This window comes from Vibrio sinaloensis DSM 21326 (assembly GCF_000189275.1).
GTDB lineage: Bacteria > Pseudomonadota > Gammaproteobacteria > Enterobacterales > Vibrionaceae > Vibrio > Vibrio sinaloensis.
Genome location: NZ_AEVT01000106.1, coordinates 39,746 through 62,751 on the forward strand (window position 1 = coordinate 39,746; position 23,006 = coordinate 62,751).

At 45.7% G+C, this 23,006-nt stretch carries 22 protein-coding genes; 4 read left to right on the forward strand and 18 right to left on the reverse strand.

The features are described from left to right. Nucleotides 1-40 precede the first annotated feature (40 nt). Both fadJ and fadI read right to left on the reverse strand, forming a co-directional pair. Nucleotides 41-2,164: a fatty acid oxidation complex subunit alpha FadJ gene (gene fadJ / locus RH45_RS19520; protein WP_008080668.1), complete on the reverse strand. Its 2,124-nt coding sequence runs from the start codon at nt 2,162-2,164 to the stop codon at nt 41-43. After that, nucleotides 2,164-3,471, reverse strand: coding sequence for an acetyl-CoA C-acyltransferase FadI (gene fadI / locus RH45_RS19525; RefSeq protein ID WP_008080669.1), 1,308 nt, complete (start codon nt 3,469-3,471; stop codon nt 2,164-2,166). The genes fadJ and fadI overlap by 1 nt, the downstream gene beginning before the upstream one ends. A gap of 624 nt (nt 3,472-4,095) precedes the next feature. On the opposite strand from fadI, the gene RH45_RS19530 reads away from it, so the two are divergent. From RH45_RS19530 to RH45_RS19545, 4 genes are all read left to right on the forward strand, one after another. After that, the gene (locus tag RH45_RS19530; protein ID WP_008080677.1) at nt 4,096-4,659 is read left to right on the forward strand and encodes a sigma-70 family RNA polymerase sigma factor; all 564 of its coding nucleotides are present in this window, start codon (nt 4,096-4,098) and stop codon (nt 4,657-4,659) included. Next, the gene (locus RH45_RS19535; protein ID WP_008080678.1) at nt 4,652-5,383 is read left to right on the forward strand and encodes a DUF3379 domain-containing protein; all 732 of its coding nucleotides are present in this window, start codon (nt 4,652-4,654) and stop codon (nt 5,381-5,383) included. The genes RH45_RS19530 and RH45_RS19535 overlap by 8 nt, the downstream gene beginning before the upstream one ends. Nucleotides 5,384-5,649: 266 nt before the next feature. Then, nucleotides 5,650-6,957, forward strand: a complete 1,308-nt coding sequence (locus RH45_RS19540; RefSeq protein WP_008080680.1) for an outer membrane protein transport protein — start codon at nt 5,650-5,652, stop codon at nt 6,955-6,957. Between the two features lie 325 nt (nt 6,958-7,282). Then, on the forward strand, nt 7,283-8,587 hold the full coding sequence (locus RH45_RS19545) for an outer membrane protein transport protein (protein ID WP_008080685.1): 1,305 nt from the start codon (nt 7,283-7,285) through the stop codon (nt 8,585-8,587). Nucleotides 8,588-8,652: 65 nt separating this feature from the next. On the opposite strand, the gene RH45_RS19550 is transcribed toward RH45_RS19545, so the two are convergent. The 16 genes from RH45_RS19550 to RH45_RS19625 form a co-directional block, all read right to left on the reverse strand. After that, nucleotides 8,653-9,414: an MlaA family lipoprotein gene (locus RH45_RS19550; RefSeq protein WP_008080687.1), complete on the reverse strand. Its 762-nt coding sequence runs from the start codon at nt 9,412-9,414 to the stop codon at nt 8,653-8,655. A gap of 65 nt (nt 9,415-9,479) precedes the next feature. After that, nucleotides 9,480-10,697 (reverse strand): c-type cytochrome biogenesis protein CcmI, encoded by a 1,218-nt coding sequence (ccmI, locus tag RH45_RS19555; protein WP_008080688.1) that lies wholly within the window; start codon nt 10,695-10,697, stop codon nt 9,480-9,482. Then, nucleotides 10,697-11,188: a cytochrome c-type biogenesis protein gene (locus RH45_RS19560; RefSeq protein ID WP_008080689.1), complete on the reverse strand. Its 492-nt coding sequence runs from the start codon at nt 11,186-11,188 to the stop codon at nt 10,697-10,699. Before RH45_RS19560 ends, ccmI begins: the two co-directional genes overlap by 1 nt. Then, nucleotides 11,185-11,739 (reverse strand): DsbE family thiol:disulfide interchange protein, encoded by a 555-nt coding sequence (locus RH45_RS19565; RefSeq protein WP_008080690.1) that lies wholly within the window; start codon nt 11,737-11,739, stop codon nt 11,185-11,187. Before RH45_RS19565 ends, RH45_RS19560 begins: the two co-directional genes overlap by 4 nt. Continuing rightward, on the reverse strand, nt 11,739-13,697 hold the full coding sequence (locus RH45_RS19570) for a heme lyase CcmF/NrfE family subunit (RefSeq protein ID WP_008080691.1): 1,959 nt from the start codon (nt 13,695-13,697) through the stop codon (nt 11,739-11,741). Before RH45_RS19570 ends, RH45_RS19565 begins: the two co-directional genes overlap by 1 nt. Then, nucleotides 13,694-14,179: a cytochrome c maturation protein CcmE gene (ccmE, locus tag RH45_RS19575; RefSeq protein WP_008080693.1), complete on the reverse strand. Its 486-nt coding sequence runs from the start codon at nt 14,177-14,179 to the stop codon at nt 13,694-13,696. The genes RH45_RS19570 and ccmE overlap by 4 nt, the downstream gene beginning before the upstream one ends. Next, nucleotides 14,176-14,382: a heme exporter protein CcmD gene (ccmD, locus tag RH45_RS19580; protein ID WP_008080695.1), complete on the reverse strand. Its 207-nt coding sequence runs from the start codon at nt 14,380-14,382 to the stop codon at nt 14,176-14,178. Before ccmD ends, ccmE begins: the two co-directional genes overlap by 4 nt. 2 nt (nt 14,383-14,384) lie before the next feature. Next, nucleotides 14,385-15,137 (reverse strand): heme ABC transporter permease, encoded by a 753-nt coding sequence (locus RH45_RS19585; protein ID WP_008080696.1) that lies wholly within the window; start codon nt 15,135-15,137, stop codon nt 14,385-14,387. Nucleotides 15,138-15,246: 109 nt separating this feature from the next. Beyond that, nucleotides 15,247-15,915 carry a heme exporter protein CcmB gene (ccmB, locus tag RH45_RS19590; protein ID WP_039958945.1) on the reverse strand — a complete coding sequence of 223 codons (669 nt, stop codon included), beginning with the start codon at nt 15,913-15,915 and terminating at the stop codon, nt 15,247-15,249. Nucleotide 15,916: 1 nt separating this feature from the next. Further along, the gene (gene ccmA / locus RH45_RS19595) at nt 15,917-16,537 is read right to left on the reverse strand and encodes a cytochrome c biogenesis heme-transporting ATPase CcmA (protein ID WP_008080699.1); all 621 of its coding nucleotides are present in this window, start codon (nt 16,535-16,537) and stop codon (nt 15,917-15,919) included. Between the two features lie 191 nt (nt 16,538-16,728). Further along, complete coding sequence (locus RH45_RS19600; protein ID WP_008080702.1) at nt 16,729-17,223, reverse strand: DUF2802 domain-containing protein; 495 nt, start codon at nt 17,221-17,223, stop codon at nt 16,729-16,731. Beyond that, nucleotides 17,223-17,717, reverse strand: coding sequence for a chemotaxis protein CheW (locus RH45_RS19605; RefSeq protein WP_008080703.1), 495 nt, complete (start codon nt 17,715-17,717; stop codon nt 17,223-17,225). Before RH45_RS19605 ends, RH45_RS19600 begins: the two co-directional genes overlap by 1 nt. Before the next feature lie 37 nt (nt 17,718-17,754). Then, on the reverse strand, nt 17,755-18,858 hold the full coding sequence (locus tag RH45_RS19610; protein WP_008080704.1) for a chemotaxis protein CheW: 1,104 nt from the start codon (nt 18,856-18,858) through the stop codon (nt 17,755-17,757). Then, nucleotides 18,851-19,627 (reverse strand): ParA family protein, encoded by a 777-nt coding sequence (locus RH45_RS19615; protein WP_008080705.1) that lies wholly within the window; start codon nt 19,625-19,627, stop codon nt 18,851-18,853. The genes RH45_RS19610 and RH45_RS19615 overlap by 8 nt, the downstream gene beginning before the upstream one ends. A gap of 9 nt (nt 19,628-19,636) precedes the next feature. Beyond that, entirely contained in the window at nt 19,637-20,758 is a 1,122-nt protein-coding gene (locus tag RH45_RS19620) for a protein-glutamate methylesterase/protein-glutamine glutaminase (protein WP_008080706.1), read from the reverse strand. Nucleotides 20,759-20,781: 23 nt separating this feature from the next. Next, entirely contained in the window at nt 20,782-23,004 is a 2,223-nt protein-coding gene (locus RH45_RS19625; RefSeq protein ID WP_008080707.1) for a chemotaxis protein CheA, read from the reverse strand. Nucleotides 23,005-23,006 lie beyond the last annotated feature (2 nt).

The following is a 23,006-nucleotide window of genomic DNA, read 5'->3' on the forward strand; positions in this document are numbered from 1 at the left end:
AAGGCGAACCTAATGGTTCGCCTTTATCAATTATAAAACCCTACTCATAAAAAGGCTTATCCAAGCCAGCACGAGTAAGTAGACCATCGCAAGGAGCAAAACGATCACCGTACTTCTCAGCATGTTCGTTCATAATTTCGACCAGTTTCTTCACTCCAATTTGGTCCATATAACGGAAAGGACCACCTAAGAATGGAGGGAAACCAATACCAAAAATTGCACCTATATCACCATCACGAGGGCTACGAATAATGCCTTCATCTAAACAGCGAACGGCCTCATTCAACATTGGTAACACACAACGCATCGCCATGTCTTGTTGAGCCATCTTAGATTCAGGGCTCAAGCCAAGTAACTTATACACTGACTTGTCGACCTCTTTTTTCTTACCTTTGTAAGTGTAAAAGCCTTTACCACTCTTACGCCCTTTTCGGCCATCGTTCAGCAACGTATCGAACACATCAGGCCCTTGGAAACGCTCTCCTAACTCGTTGACCAAAATCGGCATGATTTTCGCGCCGATATCCACACCAACTTCATCAAGCAAAGTGATAGGTCCGACTGGGAAGCCAAAATTAAGCAATGCGTTATCTAGATGACCAATAGGTTCACCCGACATAAGAATCTGCGCGGATTCATTCATGTAAGGCGCTAAGATGCGGTTAACATAAAAACCTGCACTGTCTTTAACAACGATCGGCGTTTTACCTTGCTTACGAGCAAATTCAACCACGGTAGAGACAGCCTCTTCAGAGGTTCCTTCATGAGGAATCACCTCGACCAATGGCATTTTTTCTACTGGGCTGAAATAGTGCAGGCCAACCACGTTTTCTGGTCTTTTGGCTTTTTCGGCAATTTGAGCGATTGGCAATGACGAGGTGTTAGTCGCAAAGATGGTGCTCTCTTTGGCATTCTCTTCAATATCAGCGACCATCGTTTGCTTCAGCTCTAGGTCTTCAAACACCGCTTCAATAACAATATCGGTGTGATTGAAATTAGTAAAATCAATGCCACCGGAGAGTTGTAACATCTTAGACTGTAACTGAGCTTTGCTGATAATGCGGCGCTTACGCTGTGTTTCGAATAGCTTGTAGTTGTACTTCAGCGCATTTAACACGCCGTCGTTTGATACATCTTTGATGCGTACAGGCACTTTAGCTTTCGCGACACTGACGTGGCTAATACCAGCGCCCATTAACCCGCCTCCTAGCACAGCAGCACGTTTAACCTGTTTAGGATCCGCATCAGCGCCATTTTCTTTCTTCATTTCCGTAGTGGCGAAGAATATCGAGCGCAACGCTTTAGATTCTGGCGTCATGACCAATTCAGCAAAACGTTCGGCTTCTTTCTTCTGACCTTTTTCAAAGCCTTTCTCGAGACCAAAACGAATTACTTCTAAAATCGCGTCCGCAGCAGGGTAATTGCCACGCGTCTTTTCATGGGTTTTCTTGGCTGCCTGTTCAAAAATCACTTTACGGCCAAGACCCGTATTGGCGATCAACTTTTCTTTTGTAGAAGCCTGACGCTTGGCTTTTTTCTTGCCCGAGTGTTTGTCGATCAAGCTCTTTGCGACATCAAGTAAAATGGTGTCAGGAACAACCGCATCAACGACGCCAAGTTTCTTGGCTTTTTTAGCTCTAAGCTGCTTACCCGTTAAGATAAGATCGAGAGACGGTAAAAGGCCAATTAAGCGAGGTAGACGTTGAGTACCACCCGAGCCCGGTAATAAGCCTAATTGGACTTCTGGCAGACCCAAACGCGTTTTGTCCGAATCGGTACAGACGCGATAATCACATGCCAACGCCAACTCAAGACCACCACCCAAACAAGGACCGTGGATCGCTGCCACTACGGGATACGGCAGATCGGACAACTGCTGGAACATCTGTTGGCCTTTTTCAGCTAATGCTTGCGCTTCCGCCGTGGTGGTACAAGCGTCAAGCATACGAACATCCGCGCCCGCAACAAAATTGTCCGGTTTTAACGAGTGAACAATGAGCCCTTTTAGCGAAGATTTGTGCTCTTCTAAGTGAGTAAACACCTCTTCCATTTCTTCAGCAAAAGCAGCTTGCAAGGTGTTCATCTTTTCGCCTGGAACATCAATAGACAGCCAAGCAAGGTTATTTTCATCGATAATTAGATTAAATGCTTTTTGCTCGCTCATTACTCAACCTCCAAAATCATTGCCGCACCTAAACCACCAGCTGCACATGCAGTGTTCAACGCTAGTCCGCCGCCACGACGTTGCAGTTCGCGCAGTGTTTGAGTAATCATACGAGCCCCAGTTGCCGCAAATGGATGACCGTAGGCAATCGAACCACCTAACACATTGAATTTGTCCATGTCGATTTCACCAATCGCTTTAGATCGGCCAAGATGTTGCTGGGCAAAAGCATCGCTGGCAAACATCTTCACATTAGAGAGCGCCTGTGCTGCAAACGCTTCATGCATGTCGATTAGTGTTAAGTCAGACAATTCAATTCCTGCACGTTCTAGTGCCATCGGCGTCGCATAAGATGGCCCCATCAACATGTCTTTTTCAACGCCAATAGCCGAGAAAGCATATGAGCGTATGTAGCCCATAATATCCAAGCCAAGTTCTTTGGCTTTGCCTTCACGCATCAACATGATTGCCGCTGCACCATCTGTGAGAGGCGTACTGTTTGCGGCTGTTACGCTGCCATACTGGCGGTCAAAGGCCGGACGCAACTTCGCGTAGCCTTCTAGTGTCGAGTCATGGCGAATATTATTGTCTTGAGAGATCCATTTTTTGTAAGGCTCTGGGAATGCTGTCATCACCTCGCCTTCAATTTTGCCTTCTTTCCAAGCTTGCGCAGCCAGAGTATGCGAGCGATGAGCAAGTGCATCCTGCTCCTGGCGGCTAATGCCATGAGACTTCGCCATTTGCTCAGCCGTTTGGCCCATTGAAAGGCCCGTTGAATACTCTGCGACAGCCGGCGGAACGGGCATAAGGTCTTTAAGAGATAGGCTCTTTAGAATTTTAAGTTTTTGGCCTACTGTCTTGGTTTTGCTTAGTGCTAGCAGATTTGCTGCGAGCTTCTTAGAAACACCGATTGGTAAAACAGAGGACGAATCCGCACCGCCAGCAATACCCACATCGACAGTACCTGCCATAATGCTTTCTGCCACATTGACGGCCGACTGGAAGCTCGTTGCGCAGGCTCTGGTTACGCTATACGCATCGGTATTAATGTCCATGCCTGTACCAAGAACAATTTCACGTGCGATATTCGGTGCTTCAGGCATTTGTACGACCTGACCAAACACAACTTGGTCAATCAACTTTGGATCGATCTCGGTTCTTGCCATCATTTCGCTGACGACCATTTTGCCTAAATCAACAGCTGGAACTTGACTAAATTCCGTACTTTGACGCGCAAAAGGGGTACGCAAACCAGCAACAATTGCGACACGCTCACCAGAGCGAGTTTTCACTTCCTGCTTGCCCATTGTTTCTCCTTGGATAATAAGAGGTCTGACCACGCCATTGTAACGAGATTGTTAACACAATCAAACACTCGTTTGAATAAACGTGATTTAGAGTAGAAAAGCTAACTCACTCTATTTCATATCATGAGTAAGTAAGCTTGTTTTTATATGATGATTATCAATATGTTGACAGGGATGAGTTGCCAGTGAGTCAATTCAATGCAACTTTATGGTTTAACTTTCAATAGGCAAAAAAAAACCACACAGAACTGTGTGGTCGGAATGTATAAAGCAATTAACTTACGCCAATTGAAATAATCAGTTTCCTGATTAGGAGAAAGTAAAGTCAGCCTTCAAAAGGAAGTGTCATCTTGCTCAACATGTCAGTGAAACACTGACTAGATGACAGGTGCTACTATAACCGCTGTGCGGCAGTAGATTTTGAAATAGATCAATTTTAGGTGAGTTTCTAATGATGTTTACCATTTATATCTTATCCAAATACCAATTATGCTTATAAATAATCAATTGCGGATAAAAGTTACTCACTTTTTTCATATAGCTTGCTAGAGCCATAAATCGAGCTTCTTCAATACGTTAGTTTGCAGAAGCATCATCATTCACAGAGCAGTTAGGGAGGCTCTTGTGTCGATACTCAATTTTTTTGGGAAGAAAAAGTCTGCTACCCCGGTCAACTCGGATATGGACAGACAAAGAAAATATGAAGCGCTCGTCAGAGCCTATCACAGAGACTTATACCGATATGCGTATTGGTTATGTAAAGATCCAACGGTTTCAGAGGACCTCGTTCAGGAAACCTGCTTGAGAGCTTGGAAGTCTCTCGACAGTTTACAAGACGAGAAGGCCGCTAAATCGTGGTTAATCACGATACTAAGGCGGGAAAACGCCAGACGCTTTGAACGAAAACAGTTTGATCTGGTTGATATCGATGACCATGGCAATGATGCTAAAGTCAGCGACGATCCGCATCATCAAACCGAATGGATTCAAGCACAAATTATGAAACTCGAGGTGGATTACCGAGAGCCGCTATTCCTTCAAGTTGTGGGAGGATTCAGTGGTGAGGAGATCAGTGAAATCCTTGGGCTAAACAAGAATACCGTCATGACTCGTCTATTTAGAGCACGCAATCAGCTCAAAGAGATGATCGACCCTGAAAATAATCAACGAGGACAGAATAATGGATGATTTAGAATTTCGTCGCCGCATCATGTCCGATCCAAAGTTTCGGGATAGCGAATTAAACAGCGCGATTAAAAGCAGCGAAGCGAACTGCAAGTTTGCCGACGAAATCTTAGATTTAGACGCTCAGATCGCCAAAGCAATGAACGTTGATGTCCCTGAAGATTTGGCAGATAGAATTCTGTTTAATCAGACATCCAATGCCCAAGAGGACAATGTTGTTAGGCCAAACTTTGCGCGCAGAGCGATGGCGATGGCTGCCTCGGTAGCGTTTGTCGCGGGTCTATTGGTCGGCCAAGTCAATTGGGGCAATATCGTCGTACCTCCTGCACAAGCAAGTTTAGCGTCTACGGCTTTAGGCCATGTCGTTAATGAGAAGCCATTTATTGCCAATTTAGATGAACAGGTACAATCTTCGCAGATCAACGCTAAGATGGCGCCATTTTCCCATAAGTTAAGCGCGCATTTCCCGTATCACGTTTATTATCTAAACCATTGCGGATTTGGTAAATCTAACGCCCTACACATGGTGTTCCAAGGTGAAAAAGGCAAAGTAACTCTGTTTTTGACAGGGATTGCATCACCGGAAGCCTCAGACTTTGCCGAAGATGGCATGGTGGGTGTCGTTGAACCCATGGGTGATACCAGCATGATTCTAGTCGGAGATGACGGGGAAGATGTAGCGAAAATCGCCGAAAGTATCGCAGATATTATAAAACCCATGAGTTAACAATATCGCAACATTTTGTGATCGAGTTCAAGGCCTGAATATTCTATTTAGGCCTTATTTTTAGCTACTTTTTAGAGCCTTAACTCTAAAAAGTAGCATTTTGCGACAATTTCCTGCTAGATGCCCATCATTTCAGCAATTTTCCCTTCCAAATAGCCAATGGTCGGATTTCTATATCCTATACTTGGGTCTAGTATCAGCCACCACTGAGCTTTTGCTCAAATTTATCGCCCACTAGAGGCGAACATAAAAAGGAAAAAGCAAAAATGAACAAGACGCGTCTGTTTAAAAAATCACTTTTAGCAGTGACAATTACCACAGCAACTCTCGCTTCGCAGCAAGCTCTAGCTGCTGGCTTTCAATTAAACGCCCAATCAGCAACTGGTATCGGCCGTGCATTCGCCGGTGACGCAGTAATTGCAGACAACGCTTCAGTAATGGCGCGTAACCCTGCTGCAATGGCTCTGTTTGACAAGACTGAACTGTCTCTTGGTTTCGAGAGCATTACTTCTATCATCGAAGTAAAAGATGCTTCTTACACTAGCGGCATGTACGTTCCAGCGAACGGTTCAGTCGTAGGTGCAACATCCCAGAACGCTGATGCAGACGGTATCGGCGACACGTCAATCGCACCAAACATTCACCTAATCGTACCGGTTAACGATAAGTTCGCTTGGGGTATTAACGCTTACTCTAACTTTGGTACTAAAACTGAATTTGAAGACGACTATGTTGCTGCGCAATTTGGTGGTTTAACAGACGTTAAAAGCTTTAACTTTGGCCTAGCCGCTTCATACCGTTATGACGAGCATTGGAGCATTGGTGCTGGTCTGGACTTGATTTATGGTCAAGGAACATTTAAGCGCGCCGTTCCTGGTACAAACAGCTCAGCTTACCTATTGAACGTAGATAAAGCGGATGGTTTTGCGTTTGGCTTTAACCTAGGTACGGTTTACGAGCTAGATGAAAACAACCGCTTCGGACTGTCTTACCGCTACAGCCCTACGTTTACTGCGGAAGACGATGCAGATCAAAAAGTAACTCTACCTCTACCTGATATGGCTGAGTTCTCTGGTTACCACAGAATTAAAGAAACGCCTTTCGCTGTTCACTACAGCGTGCAATGGATTGGTTGGGGTGCATTCGAAACAATTGATTTCGAAAACCTAGATCCGTCTGAGTCTGCTCTTGCTTCTGCAAGCACGACTTACAACAAAGATTACCAGTGGAAAGATGGCTGGCACTTTGCCCTAGGTGGTACTTACTACCTAAACAACGATTGGGAACTTCGTGCAGGCTACATGTACGATACCAGTGCACAGGATGATCTAACTTCTATCTCTGTACCTGACTCTGATCGTCAGTGGCTATCAACAGGTTTAACCTTCCATATCGATAGCAGCTCTAGCATTGACTTCGGTATCACTTACTTGATGGGTAAAGAGACAGAAGTTAAAGAAACACTGATTCTGCCAAACTCGAGCCTACCAACAGGTTACGCGTATACAGAAGTGACGGGTACAACGCAAGCTGACGCAATCCTAGTCGGCCTTCAGTACAGCCGCAGCTTCTAATCGCAGCATATCTGATTAAACTAAGGCCAGTGTTCACTGGCCTTTTTGCTATCTACGCTATTCTAATTGACTGATATTTCATACTCTTCCTAGGTATGCTCTCTCATTTAAGCTTACACGTGTAATCAAATACCACCGATCTACCCTACAAGTGTTCGCTGAAACCTCGGCACAAGTCGTTAACATTTAGAATATTTGACCTATATATTCATTTATACAAGATTTAACTTCAAAACTTACTAGTACAGTGTTTTTAATTTTTAAAGTAATAGCTCTAACTTTATCATCGCCCGACTGAATACATTTAATCTCAGCGAACATTACAATGAAAACAAACAAGACTCTCCTTTCACTAGCAGTGGCATGTAGCCTAGTGAGTACATCTGCAGCCGTGAATGCTGCAGGTTTCCAGTTGGCAGAATACTCAGCAACGGGCCTTGGTCGAGCATACGCTGGTGAAGCCGCTATTGCCGATAACGCAAGTACACAATGGCGCAACCCTGCCATGCTGATGCACTTGCAAGGCACACAAGTGTCTGTTGGTGCGATCTATGTAAATCCTAATGTAGATGTAGACGGTGAAGTGGACGGCTCAAAATCCATCAATCCAAACCTACCATCATCAGATGCTTCTTCTTCTGACTTTGCTCACGATGCAATTATTCCTAACTTTTACATTTCCCATCGTTATTCAGAGGAAGTTGCCGTTGGTTTCGCTCTCGGCACTAACTACGGCATGGAAACGGATCTAGGTAACGATTTCGCCGCCTCTCACTTTGGCAACGAAGCAAGCATCATCACCAAAGAAGCAAACCTGAACTTGGCTTACCAAGTTAATGATGCGGTTAGCATTGGTGGTGGCGTTCGCTATGTAATGGGTGAAGGCAGCTTTGGTGCCACAGCACCTGAGACAAACGCGTTTGGATTGCCTAAAGGAACTCATCTTAAGTACATGGAAGGCGATGACACCGCTTGGGGTTGGCAAATTGGTACCGCTTGGCAGATCAATGAGGCTCATCGCTTAGGCTTTAGCTATAAGTCTGCGGTTGATCTTAAGCTTGAAGGTGATGCTAAAATTTTCAGCTCAACGACGTTCCAAGTAGAAGAGAGTAAAGGGTCAATGGACCTTACGCTTCCTCAAACAGCTGAATTGGCTAGTTTCCACCAGTTAACCGATAAACTGGCTATGCATGCAAGCATCAACTGGACCGACTGGAGCAGCTTTAAAGAGCTGTACGCTGATTTAGATACGTTAGAGTCACAGATGGTTAAAGTTGAAAACTGGAAAGACAACTACCGCTTCGCTGTCGGCGCAACTTACCAAGTTGACCCTAAACTAGCGGTACGTACTGGTATTGCTTATGACACATCAGCCGTGAGTGATAGAAACCGTACAATTACCATTCCGGAAACCGATCGTACTTGGCTAAGCCTTGGTGCCAGCTACGAGTTTACAAAGCAGTTCTCTGTTGATGGTGGCTTCACTTACATCTTCGCTAAAGATGCGCCAATTACCGAATCACGTGGCTACGAGTCTGATGACAAAGCACAAGCGGTAGGTGGCGAGTTCGTTGGGGAAACAACGGGCAATGTTTGGCTGATCGGTGTTCAAGCTAACTACACCTTCTAATATCCTTCTCAAACTAAAAAGGCTTGGTCATTAACCAAGCCTTTTCTCTATCTCTCGCGATTCACTTAAAACTCATCCAGATACTCATCAAGATACGCTTCTTCGTCTTCATCATAGTCATCTGCTTCTATTTCCGCTTTAAAATCCTGACGTTGTAGATACGCATCTCGCGTTAATGCATAAGGATCAGGCGAGTTGTTCAGCATCGCTTCCTGCGGAACAAGTGCTGCACGGCTTTCTAAGCCTTCTAATGCCCACTTACCAAGCCCTGCCCAAAAGTTAAGATAAGTCAGCGGAACATACATACCGTCGACAACATCGGTTGCTTCACGAGCCGTCCAAGGTCCATACCCAGGCACCATGACATATGGGCCATTACCGACACCATAATGTCCTGCGGCATCACTGAATGCCTTTTCATCATGATCAGGAATACCGGCAGCGGATGCCACATCGATCAAGCCCAGCAAACCAAAGGTCGAGTTTATCCAAAATCGGTTGAAGTGATCAACGGCCTTCTCTCCATTACCCATAACGATGTTATTGATCATGCTAGAGGGCTCATCTAAGTTTCCGAGGAAATTGGCAACACCTTGACGTACTGGTACTGGAATATAATCCACATAAGCCAGTGATACCGGGCGAACTAAATACGGGTCAAGGTAATCATAGTTTATTGACCACATAGTACGGTTAAAGCCTTCGAATGGGTCGTTAACTTCAGATTCAACGGGCGTTTCCTCAGCCATCTCTGGAGAGCCAGCACAGCCAGCAAGCAGCAACACTGCGCTTAAGGTTAGCCATAGCTGAGACGTTACATTCTTCATTATTATAATTTCCATAAAAAAGGCCGGTAGTTACCGGCCTCTAATTCAATGATAAATCGCAGTTATTAATACTGATTATCAATCATAACTTCAACGGGTTCGCCTATTTTAACGGCTTCACTCTCTCCAAACCAGTCCCCATCTTTGGTCGCGACATTTCCGTCACTATCAATCCGGGCACGAACCATCAAACTGTCCAGTGAAGAGAGTTTACGCTCAGCAATCATACTGTTGCCATCATCAAGCACAACGGTTCTTGGTAACGTACCGATCGGATAGCGAGCTGCTGCAACTGGCATAGGTGCTCCGTCTGCGGTATGAACTGATACGATCAGCACGGCATTGGGATCAACCACCACTTGATCAGCGAGATCAATCGTTACAGAAACAGATTTACCCGTACCTACTTGCTGGCCAAGTTGCTTCTGCGCGTTTTCGATACTGCGACCCAGCATCTCATAACGACTATCTTCTGGGCCAATCATCTGCTGCATAATGCCCCAGTAGCGAATTGCCGCCGCAAAGTCCTGACGCTCAAATGCATCAAATGCCAGTAATGAGAAAACCCGGAGATCGACATAATCCTGTTGTACCAAGTTGCCTAAGATACGACGGGCATTCTCCTGATCAACATCATCTTGAGAAAGCATCAGAGCCTGAGCGTAACCTAGCATCACGTCGGTATTTTCAGGCTCTAGCTTGTAAGCTTTCTTCATCGAACCAATTGCCGTATCTACATCGCGATTAGCCAAAGCAATACGGCCAAGTAGCAACCAACCCGTTGAGTCTTCTGGTTGATAATGCAAGCGTGTGCGTAGTGCCAACGTTAGATCGCGCATTTCATCATCTGACAACTCAGCACCTTGAGGAGACATTAGCTTTTTCGACAATGCAGGTAAGTTTGCGGTTACCTCTTGCCAGTTTTGAACATCTTGCTGAGCGCCAAACTTAAAGTACATAGCGTAAGATAAGCCCACAACGAGCAGCATTGACGGAATCAAAACAGCCATTGGAGAAATAACGCTCTCTGGTGCTTTTTGTTGCTCACTTGGAATGTCATCTAACAACGACTGTTTCAAATCATCGATTAAGTCTTGCTGATTCTCAACTAAGCCCTCTTCTGTTTCTTCTTCCAGTTCAGAAAGACGGTCTTTATAGAACGCTTTGTTCAGTTCGTCACGCAGTGCCTCGTCGTTGTTGGCTTTTTGCTTTAAAACTGGTAGCGCAACTAAAATACAGCTAAAAACAACAAGAATGACTGAAGCTATCCAAAATAGTGTCATTACTGCTTATCTCCATCATTCTTTTGATCTTTGCTTTCATCAAGTAAAGCGTTCAGGCGTTCTTCTTTGCTCTGATCCCACGACTCTTCATTTTGCGCCGTTGCCTTCTTAGCTCTACTCCTTAGGAAAATAAAACCAAAACCAATTAGGACAACAGAAATAGGGCCTAACCATAGGATGGCTGTCGCAGCCGTAAATGGAGGATTGTAGGTCACAAAGTTGCCGTATCGAGCGATCATATAGTCGATGATCTCTTGCTTAGACTTACCCGCTTTGGTCATCTCATACACTTTTTCGCGTAAATCGACAGCAAGTTCTGCGTTCGAGTCTGCAATGGTGTTATTTTGACATTTAGGGCAACGCAAAGTGTTACCTAATTCCTTAAATTGCTGCTCTTGCTCAAGGGTGTCAAACTCATGTACTTCGATGGCTGCCTGAACAGCAAACGAAAAAGTTACGGCTGCAAATAAGGTCAAAATCCACTTTTTCATTGTTTGGCCTCCGCCAGCAATGCGTCGTACATTGGCTTAAGTTTTTCGTTCCAATTACGATCATTGACATCCCCAACATGACGGTAACGAATCACGCCTTGCGCATCAATTAAGAAGGTTTCGGGTGCACCATATACGCCTAAGTCTAAGCCAAGCATACCGTTGCCATCGAACAAACTAATTAGATATGGGTTGCCAAGATCGTTCAACCAACCAATCGCTTTGGTACGATCATCTTTATAGTTCATGCCAATAATTTTGACGCCTTCACTTGCCAATTGGTTTAGGTACTGGTGCTCAGCGTAACAAGTCGGACACCAAGTCGCCCATACGTTCAGCAGCAAAGGTTCCCCTTTGAAAATCGCTTGATCGTAAAGTTTGCCAGGTTCCGCGAGATCTTCTAAACGAAACTCTGGAACGGATTTACCGACCAATACCGACTCAAGTTTGGTTGGGTCGTCTCCTTGCGAATTTTTAACCAGTTGGGTGGCAAACACTGCCACCAAACCCAAGAATGCAACCAGCGGGATAAATAGAAGTTTCTTATTCATTATGCCTCCTGCTTCTTCGCACTTTTTCTGAAACGGTAACGCTTATCGCTGATCGCAATAGCACCACCAAGTGCCATTAGCAGTGAACCAGCCCAAATCCAGCGAACAAATGGTTTGTAATAAATACGTACAGCCCACGACTTATTATCGTCCAGACGTTCACCCATAGCGATGTACAGATCTCGAGTCACACCGCGATCAATCGCAGCTTCCGTCATCATAGAACGTGCAGTGCGGTAGAAACGTTTCTCTGCGTGCAGGGTGTTAACGTATTTACCATCCAGTTTGATTTCAAAGTCTGCAATATAGCCATCGTAGTTAGGGCCATCTTTATCGCGCAAACCTTTGAAATAGAAATCATAACCTTGGATCTGGTAATGCTCCCCGGGCGCCAAACGCACGTCACGCTCAATACTGTAGTTTTGCACCATCGCAATACCAATGATTGATACCGCTAAGCCCACATGACCAAGCATCATTGCCCAGTGACTACGCTGTAGCTTTTTCACCCCTTGCATAAAGCTATGGCGGTGCGTTGCACGCTCATGTAACTCAAAGCCATGCATAAAGATAATCCACAACGCCATAACCCAGCCTAAGTAAGCCATGAACAGGAAGAAATCAGAGAACAGTACCGTAAAGACACCGGCTAGAGCCAAAGACGCTACACCAGAAATCAACATTGGTTTTTTCAGTGATGATAGGTTATCTCGTTTCCAGCGGATCAGAGGACCGATACCAAGAAGGAAAGAAAATGGAATCATCAACCAAGCAAACAACATATCAAAGAATGGCGCGCCGATAGACACCGAGCCTAAACCAATTTGCTTGTGAACCAATGGCAGCAAAGTACCGACTAACACCACAACTAATGCAGCAATAAGCAGCACGTTATTAGCCAATAAGGCATTTTCACGCGAAACTAAATCGAAGTTACCACGCACACGTACTGATGCTCCTTTCAATGCAAATAGCAGTAGTGAGCCACCAATGACAAATACGAGGAAGCCAAGAATAAACATGCCTCGAGATGGATCAGAAGCAAAGGCATGCACTGAAACCAAAATACCTGAACGCACCAAGAATGTGCCTAGCAAGCTTAATGAAAACGCTGAGATCGCAAGCAGTACCGTCCAAGCCTTAAATGTGCCACGTTTTTCCGTCACGGCTAGCGAGTGCATCAAAGCCGTACCCGCCAACCAAGGCATGAACGAAGCATTTTCGACAGGATCCCAGAACCACCAGCCACCCCAGCCAAGTTCATAGTATGCCCACCATGAACCTAGTGCGATACCAAGCGTTAGGAACAACCAAGCTGCTGTAGTCCAAGGGCGAGACCAGCGCGCCCACGCCGTATCAAGACGTCCCGTCATCAAGGAAGCGATAGCAAAAGAGAATGCCACCGAGAAGCCCACATAGCCCATGTACAACATAGGTGGGTGAATAATAAGACCTGGGTCCTGTAGTAATGGGTTTAAGTCTCGACCATCAACCGGGAAGAAAGGCAAAGTGCGCAAAAACGGGTTAGAGGTCACTATGATAAACAACAGGAATCCTACTGTGATCATCCCCATTACCGCCAACACTCTAGCAACCGACTCTTGTGGCATGCCACGACTGAACGACGCTACCGCCACTGTCCACGCTGCTTGAATCAATACCCAAAGTAGCAAAGAGCCTTCGTGAGCTCCCCAAACAGCCGTCAAACGGTAATACCAAGGAAGCTGGCTATTTGAGTTTGTCGCTACATAGTTCAACGTGAAATCGTTGGTATAGAAAGCCCACAGCAATACACAAAACGAGACGAGAAGAAGCAGGAACATCCCCCAAGACAATGGTCTGGCGGTATTCATCAGCATTGTATTATTTCGTGACGCACCAACTAATGGCAGTATGCTCAGCAAGACCGCCATCGCTAAGGAAACGATTAACGCAAAGTGACCAATTTCAGCAATCATTGACCGCCACCTTGTTTCTGTTGTTCTGTGTACTGTAGCGGTTCATGCGTTTTCTTCATCGCCTCTGCGATTTCTGGTGGCATGTATTCTTCATCGTGTTTAGCCAGTACTTCGAACGCTTCAATAGTCGTCGCATTTTTCAGTACACCTTGAGCTACGATACCCTGACCTTCGCGGAATAGGTCTGGAAGAATACCGTTATAAAGAATCGTCACTTTAGGGCCAACATCATGTAGGTCGAACGAAACTTGCAGCGAACTTGGATCACGTTTTACTGATCCTTCAACGACCATGCCCCCAATACGTAAGCGCTGACCAACCTCTGGCTTAGTACCATCCGGTTTACCATTCACCAACTCTGTCGGGGTATAAAAAAGGTCCATATTTTGGTTAAGAGCATAAAGCATCAAACCAACAGTGGCGCTGATACCAATAAAAATGGCAAGAACAATGCCGAGCCTCTTTTTACGTCTTGGGTTCATAATGTGTTCTCCAAATTCTTAGCTGCGTCAATACGAGCCTGACGATCGACTTTCGATTGAACTTCTTTTAACAGCGCGTCACCTTGGCGTAGGCTGACGATTAATACGATGATCATCGAAAGAAAAGTAATTCCGAAGGCACTCCAGACATAGCCGGCATACCCACCCATAGCAAAGAAGTCACTCAAAGATTCAAAATGCATACTTACTTACCTCCTTGAGACTTATCAGCCGCGAGCTTTAACACCCATGGACGATGGCTTTCATTTTTAATAATCGCATTGCGGAAACGCACCATAGTTACGCTACCGAAGAAGAATGCAAAACCAAAAATGTTGAGCAGCAATGGCCAAAGCATATTGCTTGAAATAGATGGTTTTTCGAATTTGGTAATGGTCGCGCCTTGGTGCAGGGTATTCCACCATTCAACAGAGAAGTGAATGATCGGTAAGTTAACCACACCCACAATGGCTAAGATGCCAGCAGCCTTGGACGCTGTCTTTTGGTCATCAAATGCATGGTAAAGCGCAATGACACCTAAGTAGAGGAATAGCAGGATTAACTCCGAGGTTAGACGAGCATCCCAAACCCACCATGTGCCCCACATAGGCTTACCCCAAATCGCACCAGTAAGAAGCGCAATGAAGGTGTAAACAGCACCAATAGGAGCCATAGCCGAAGCAGCAAGATCAGATAAGCGAATCTGCCACACTAAACCTATAAATGCTGCAATAGCCATAGACATATACACACCCATTGACCAAATGGCCGATGGAACGTGGATATAGATGATTCTAAAGCTATCACCTTGTTGATAATCAGAAGGAGCAAATGCCAATCCCCATACTGTACCTGCCGATAAACACAGCAGAGCTAGTATGGAGAACCAAGGCAACAGCTTACCACTCAGTCGATAAGCTGATTCGGGCTTGGCATAGGGATGGAGCCATTTCCACATGTTTAGTTCTCACTCTTACTTCAGTTTTGTCTTCTAACGTAATCGAAATAGACAATTATTAGTTTTGTAATTTATAGAAAGGGAAAAATTCGTGCTTGATCGAAAACAACTAATTGACGCTTACTCGCAACGCAGCACTAATTGCAAATGGCGTTAAGGTTAATGCTCCCATAAACATTGCACCTAAAATTGCCAATTGCCCGTTATACGCAATTCCCAAAGACGCAGCATCAATCGCTGACGTCGCAAAAATCAAAATTGGAATATACAGAGGCAACACTAACAAGCTCAGTAGCACGCCTCCTTTTTGTAACCCGACAGTTAACGCCACACCAATAGCGCCAATAAAACTCAATGTTGGTGTACCAATAAGCAAGGTCAATACAACCGCTAACCAAGTGTTGAAATCAAGAGACAACAAAATAGCCAATAACGGGCTAATCAGTATCAGCGGTAAACCTGTAAGTACCCAATGTGCGATGACTTTTGATATCACGACAACGGGTAATGGGACAGGCATTAACATCATTTGTTCCAAAGAACCATCTTGAAAATCGTCGCGAAACAAGCGCTCCAATGACAACAAAGCCGATAGCAAGGCTGCAACCCATACAATGCCTGCAGCTATACGTGCCAGAAGGTTGGGCTCAGGGCCAATACTCAATGGAAACAGAGTAATCACGATGATGAAAAACCATAACGGGTTTAAGACGTCAGCTTGTCGGCGAAATGCAATCAACAGCTCACGACGCACAATGCTATTCATGATTCCTAACATATTATTCGCCCAGTTTTATTTTTCTAAGTTTCGGGTTATCAGTGAACATATCTTGGTGCGTAGTTAGAACCACAATACCACCTTGCTCTGCGTGGTTTAAAAATAACGATTCCAAAACTTTCACGCCTTGTTTGTCTATTGCTGTTAAGGGTTCATCTAGAATCCAAAGCTTGTGTTGACTTAACCAAAGCCTTGCTAGAGCCACTCGTCTTTGCTGGCCCGCTGATAACTGCGCAACAGGCACATCTTCTCTGCCAGCCAAGCCCACTTTCGTCAAAGCGCTGTAAATCGTGTCTTTATCAACAGGAGATTTGGAGTGAACCGCAAGATAAAAGCGAAGGTTTTCGTAAGCCGTCAATTCACGCTTAACGCCAGTGGAGTGACCAAGAAACAGCAAATCTTCGTGAAAAGCATCTCTATTTGCTTCAATGTTTTCACCATTCCAGAATATTTCGCCGTTGTCGCGATCCCCTAACCCAGTGACGATTCGTAGCAAGGTCGTTTTACCCGTACCATTTCGCCCTTCAATCTGGACAAGTTCACCAGAATCTATAGTAAAAGAGAGGGATTCGAAGAGAATTCTTTCATCTCGGATGGCTGTAAGCTGAGATACTTCTAACATGTTCGGTCACGACTAAAATTTTGAGGGGATATATTACCACAGCCAGTTAGGCACAACACAGCAATAGACCTATACGAATCACGAAACTACGTAAGAATCTGTTAACAATTAAACATATAGTGACGTAACTACCACTAATTGGTTACATGAAGACATAAAAAAAGGTGCTCGAAAGCACCTTGTTCATTCTGTTATCTTCTAGCACGTCGTTGATGCGACTTAACTTTTTGCCTTTCAGGGCTACTCTCTAATGGAGGGACTTTCTCTTTGCCAGCGATCTTTTTTTGTAACGACATCATGAGCTCAGCTTCTGCCTTTGGCAGCTCGCACTCTTCTATCAGTTCATTCAGATCAGCGCCAAGTTGGACCATCTTACTGGCTCGAGAATAAAGTCGACCATCACTATCTTCTTGCTCTAGTTCGGTGATGCGTTCGTTCAAGTGCTGAATAATATCATGCTGCTCGCTCACTTTTTGGCCTAAGCCAACGACCACTGAGCGGACTTCGAGTAACTGCTTATTCGACTTTTGCAGCTCTTTATCTAAATGACGATTTTGCTGACGCATTTGGTCTGCGACTTTGGTTTGACCATTTTTCAGGCGCAACAAAGCAAGAACAAAAAGCAGTAAAACAAGTGCAACAGCTCCAGCAATCACTGGAGCACTGGCGAATAAACTCTCATCCATTACAGGTGAGCCATCTCATCCCATTCTTCGTCTGTTAGCAGCTTGTTCAAATCAACTAGGATCAACAGCTTACCATCACGGTTGCTAACACCTTGAATGAACTTCGCACTCTCATCTGTACCAACACTTGGTGTCGTGTCAATTTCAGAAGAACGCAAGTAAACCACTTCCGCTACGCTATCAACCAGAATACCAATCACTTGATGTTCTGACTCAATCACGATAATGCGGGTATTGTCAGTGATCTCACCTTCAATCAAGCCGAAGCGTGAACGAGTATCGATAACCGTTACTACATTACCACGTAAGTTAATAATACCCAGAACGTAGTCCGGCGCGCCTGGTACAGGAGCAATTTCAGTATAACGAAGAACTTCACGCACCTGCATTACGTTGATGCCGTAAGTTTCTTCCTCAAGCTGGAACGTCACCCACTGAAGCACTTCGTCGTTAGACTGATCCTTTCTTACTTCTACTTCATTAGTTTGAGACATACCTATTCCTCTCTACGCCTAAATTGGCACTCATGTTCTATTTATCTAGTGCTTTGACATCAAGTCCTGCATTAAGCATAGCTATCAATGCTTCAACATGAATCAATGCACACATTTTTTCTTTTACCATGCCGGCCAACCAAGGTCTCTTACCTGCAGTTTCTCGCCAGCGCACCATACTAGGATCTAGGGACTCAGTGCCCATCAATTGCGTGGAGGCCAAGCCCCACATACTCTCACCTAGCATAACAATGTACTGATAAGCCTCTTTGTAAGACTCATCTGTTAACTTTTCAGCCATTACCCACTTAGCAGTGTCAACAACGTCTAACTGAGCTTCACGGCTTGTTTGCAAACCGAGATACCATGGTGGTCGACCAATTAAGTGATTCAATTCAGCAATGCGATGGATACCACCTAACTCGTCCAGCGGAACCGCAAAAGTCACGCCATTAACGTCAAAGTAAAGTACCTGAAACTGAATATCTCTTGCTGTTGATTGCCACTGTTTTAGATCACCACCACCTGACTGAGTCTCTGGCTGTGTTTCTACAACATGCTCAATCTCTGGCTCGACAATATCGACTTCCACAGCTTGTTCAAGTTGCACCTCCTGTACCAAATCAGGTTCAGGTTCTGCGACAGCGATTTCGGGCTCTTCAAGATCCCACTCTTGAATCTCTTCGACCTCTACTTGAGGTTGGCTCTGAGCAATCTCAAGTGTGTTCTGTTCCAAAATCTCTTCGAGGTCGAGCTCGGCAACAGGGTTGGTAGACTCTAGCTGCTGAAGCAAACGTTCGACGTCATCAAGGTTAGGGACTTCTATCTCTTCCGTTGGAGACTCGTAATAACTTTTCTCATCGACCGATTGCAGCATCGGCTGCAAGGAATAGTCTTCCAATTCTGGCTCTGGCTCTGGCTCTGGCTCTGGCTCTGGCTCTGGCTCTGGCTCTGGCTCTGGCTCTGGCTCTGGCTCTGGCTCTGGCTCTGGCTCTGGCTCTGGCTCTGGCTCTGTAAGATGTGCTTCATCACCAACAGAGTCAACCATTACTTGGTCTTGCTCCTCGACACTTTCCTCTAGCAGGGCAGAGAAATAGTCGTCTAAGGCTTGTTCACTTGAGAGTAGTGACTGGTTAGTCATCGATAGACAACCTCTCTAAGTAAATCAGAAGCTGTTTGTAAGCAAAGACACCTCGACTACCAGAGGCAAAATGTGAGACCGGCAAGTGCTTTAAGCTCGCATCGCGAAACTTAGTATCAATTGGCACGGCCGAAGACCACACTTGACTTGGGTAATCCTTTTTCAATTGCTGAAGAGTTTGCAACGACGCCCGTGTTCGCTTGTCATACATAGTAGGGACGATGGTTACTTTAAATGCTTGTCCACGAGACTTCTGCATAATCGCTAAAGTCCTTACCATGCGTTCAAGGCCTTTCATAGCAAGAAACTCGGTTTGTACCGGTATCAAGATACGATCGCTTGCAGCCAGCGCATTGACCATCATCACACCTAATATCGGTGGACAGTCGATCAGCACATAGTCGTAACGTTGACGCAGCGCATTGAGTGCTCGCTTGAGGATCAACCCCATGCCACTGCGATTACCCATCACGCGATCTAACGTAGCCAACGACATGTGAGCCGGAATAATGTCTATGCCTTCGATATCCGATTGCATGACAAGCGGCATCACACTTTGTTCGCTAAACTCTTTCAATTGGAATAAGTCAAACAAGCTCGCCGGAACGCTGTCCGAGTCATAACCCAAATACGTGGTCAAAGAAGCGTGCGGGTCGGTATCAACCAATAACACGCGCTTACCTTGTTTACTTAGCAAACCAGCAAGAGTAATGGTGGTCGTTGTTTTACCAACACCACCCTTTTGATTTGCTATGCTCCATACAATCATGTTTGACCTCTATGCTAGACCTACTTCGACTAACATACGCTCAGCAATCCTATCCAACGGTAAGTCTTCGGTAGAAATCCCTGCTTTGGCAACCGCTTGAGGCATACCGTAAACAACGCAGCTTTCTTCATCCTGAGCCCAGATCGTAGCGCCAACACCTTTAAGCATACGAGCGCCCTCTCGACCATCGGCTCCCATACCAGTAAGCACCATAGACAAAACTTGGTCCGCATATATTTTAGCGGCGCTGCCGAATGTCACATCAACACATGGCTTGTAGTTCATCCGTTCGCCACCATCGATAATTCGCAGTTTCGCGGAACCAGGACGACCATCGATCATCATTTGCTTTCCACCAGGTGCCAGATAAGCGACACCCGGTTTTAACACATCCCCATCTTCCGCTTCTTTCACTTGGATCTTACACAGTGAATTCAATCTGCTGGCGAATGCTGCAGTAAATGTCGCAGGCATATGCTGAATAAGCACAATAGGATGCGGGTAGTTCGCAGGTAACTTAGTCAATATTTTCTGCAACGCAACTGGACCGCCTGTCGAAGTACCAATCGCTGTTAACTGGTATTTTTTACCAGACGCTTTAAACCTAGTCGCTGTTTTTGGTTTTGCGGGTGCCGGCGTTGTAGAGCGCGGCTGCAAAGTACTTCGAGTTGGAGTACTTGGTGCAGTTCGGGTTGCTGGGCTCGGTGTTATCGGTGTACGACGTAAGAATGCACGTTTTGACGCGATTTGAATGACACGTTGCTGCAGCAAACTCACCGCTTCATCACGGTTACGGGCAATATCCTCGAATTTCTTCGGTAGGAAATCTAAAGCACCTGCATCTAGGGCATCTAGGGTTGCTTTTGCGCCATCGTGAGTCAGCGAAGAGAACATGAGAATTGGAATCGGAGACTTCGCCATGATTTCACGGACGGCGGTGATTCCGTCCATGACTGGCATCTCAATATCCATGGTAATGACATCGGGCTTAATTTTAAGCGCTTTCTCGACGGCTTCCTTACCATTGGTTGCAACATCAACGACTTCAAGCTTCGCCTCTGAGTTGATGATTTCACTCACTCTGCGACGGAAGAAACTAGAATCGTCGACAACTAATACTTTGATCGCCATATATTTCCTTTTATAGCTCGCGACTAGATTCTAGAAGCAGCAGCATACTGCTTAAGCAAATCAGGCACATCTAAAATTAGCGCGATATGACCATCACTGGTGATGGTTGCACCAGCCATACCCGGAGTACCTTGTAATAGGTTATCCAGTGGCTTGATGACGACTTCTTCTTGACCAATGAGTGTGTCTACCACAAAGCCTACGCGTTGACTGCCTATTTGAACAATCACTACGTGACCATGCCCCTTACGCAACTCCACTTGACCCGCTTGTGGAGCAAGCCAGTTTTGTAAGTAGAACAACGGAATCGACTTTTCACGAACGATAATTGTCAGCTGACCATCGACCACGTTGGTACGGCTAAGGTCTAGATGGAAGATTTCATTCACGCTGGCCAAAGGTAATGCGAATGGGTGACCGGCAACACCGACCATTAGTGTTGGCAAGATTGCCAAAGTCAGAGGCACTTTGATGGTGATCTTTGTGCCCTTACCCATTTCAGAGTCGATATCGATCGAACCGTTCAAGGTGTTGATTGCTGTTTTCACAACATCCATACCTACACCACGACCGGAAATATCAGAAATCTGTTCTTTACTAGAGAAACCCGGCATAAAGATAAGGTTGAAACACTCTTTATTGGTCAAACGTGATGCTGCATCTTCGTCCATAATGCCACGTTTAACGGCAATGCCTCGTAGCTTGTCAGGGTCCATACCGCCGCCATCATCAACGATAGCCAATTCAATATGGTCACCTTCTTGTGCTGCAGAAAGAATGACTTTACCTGTTCTAGACTTTCCAGACGCAACACGTGCATCAGGCATCTCAATACCGTGGTCAACCGAGTTACGCACTAAGTGAATCAATGGATCCGCTAGCGCTTCAACTAGGTTTTTATCTAGATCAGTGTCTTCTCCACGCATTTCAAGCGTGATGTCTTTGTTTAGACTACGCGCCAAATCACGAACAACTCGTGGGAAGCGGCCAAATACTTTCTTGATTGGCTGCATGCGCGTTTTCATTACCGCACCTTGCAGATCAGCCGTAACAACATCTAGGTTAGCAACCGCTTTCGACATTTCTTCATCGTTGCTGTTCAGCCCTAAGCTGAGTAAGCGGTTACGCACTAGTACCAACTCACCAACCATGTTCATGATGGTATCCAGGGTAGAGGTATCAACACGCACCGTTGCTTCTGCTTGAGGTTTCTTAGCTTGTGTTGCCACTTCTTTTTTCGCTGCAGCTTTTTCTGGTACAGGTGCAGGAGCAGATTTAGCCGCAGGTTGCGCTGCTGGTTTGGCAGCGGCAACTGGTGCTGGCTTTTCTACAACTGGAGTAGGATTAGCAGCGGCAGGTTTTGTTGCAGCGTCTAGCTCTTCAACAGAAGGACCCTTACCTGAACCATGAAGCTCATCCAGTAACTTTTCAAACTCAGCATCTGTCATCAAATCACTGTCACCCGCCGCAGCAGAAGGTGTAGGAGAAGGTGGCGGCGGAGGTGGAGGTGTGACAGCAGCAGGCTCTGACTCACCCGGTGCCTTGCCTACACCATGAAGTTCATCAAGCAACTTCTCGAATTCGTCGTCGGTGATATCACCACTCATATCCGCAGCGGGTTGAACTGGAGGCGGAGTGGGAGCAGACGGTGCTGACGGCTCCGCGGCGCCTGGCGCACTGCCTTTACCATGCAGCTCATCGAGCAGCTTCTCAAACTCATCTTGAGTAATTTCATCAATTGAATTTGCAGAAACGTCGGCACTTGGCTCAGGAGTCGGAGCGGCAACAGGTTCTTCAATAACAGGTTCAGGTTCTGCAACGGGCGCTGGAGCTTCAGCCACAGCTTCGTCTTCTGACTCCGGCTTACTTAGACGATGCAGTTCATCCAACAATGACTGTTCAGCACGAGGAAGTTCTTCTCTTTCTTGCACAGCTTGGAACTGTTCGTTAACAGTATCCAAAGCTTGAAGCATCGTATCCATCAAACCTGCGTTCACTGAACGTTGGCCATTACGCAGAATATCGAACACGTTTTCTGCACCGTGACAGGTATCTACCAGCTCAGTGAGTGCTAGGAAGCCAGCCCCACCTTTGACAGTATGGAAGCCACGGAAAATGGCGTTCAATAGATCTTTGTCATCAGGATTGTTTTCCAGCTCTACCAACTGCTCAGAAAGAAGCTCGAGAATTTCGCCTGCTTCAACTAAAAAGTCCTGAAGAATATCTTCGTCTAAATCGTAGCTCATAT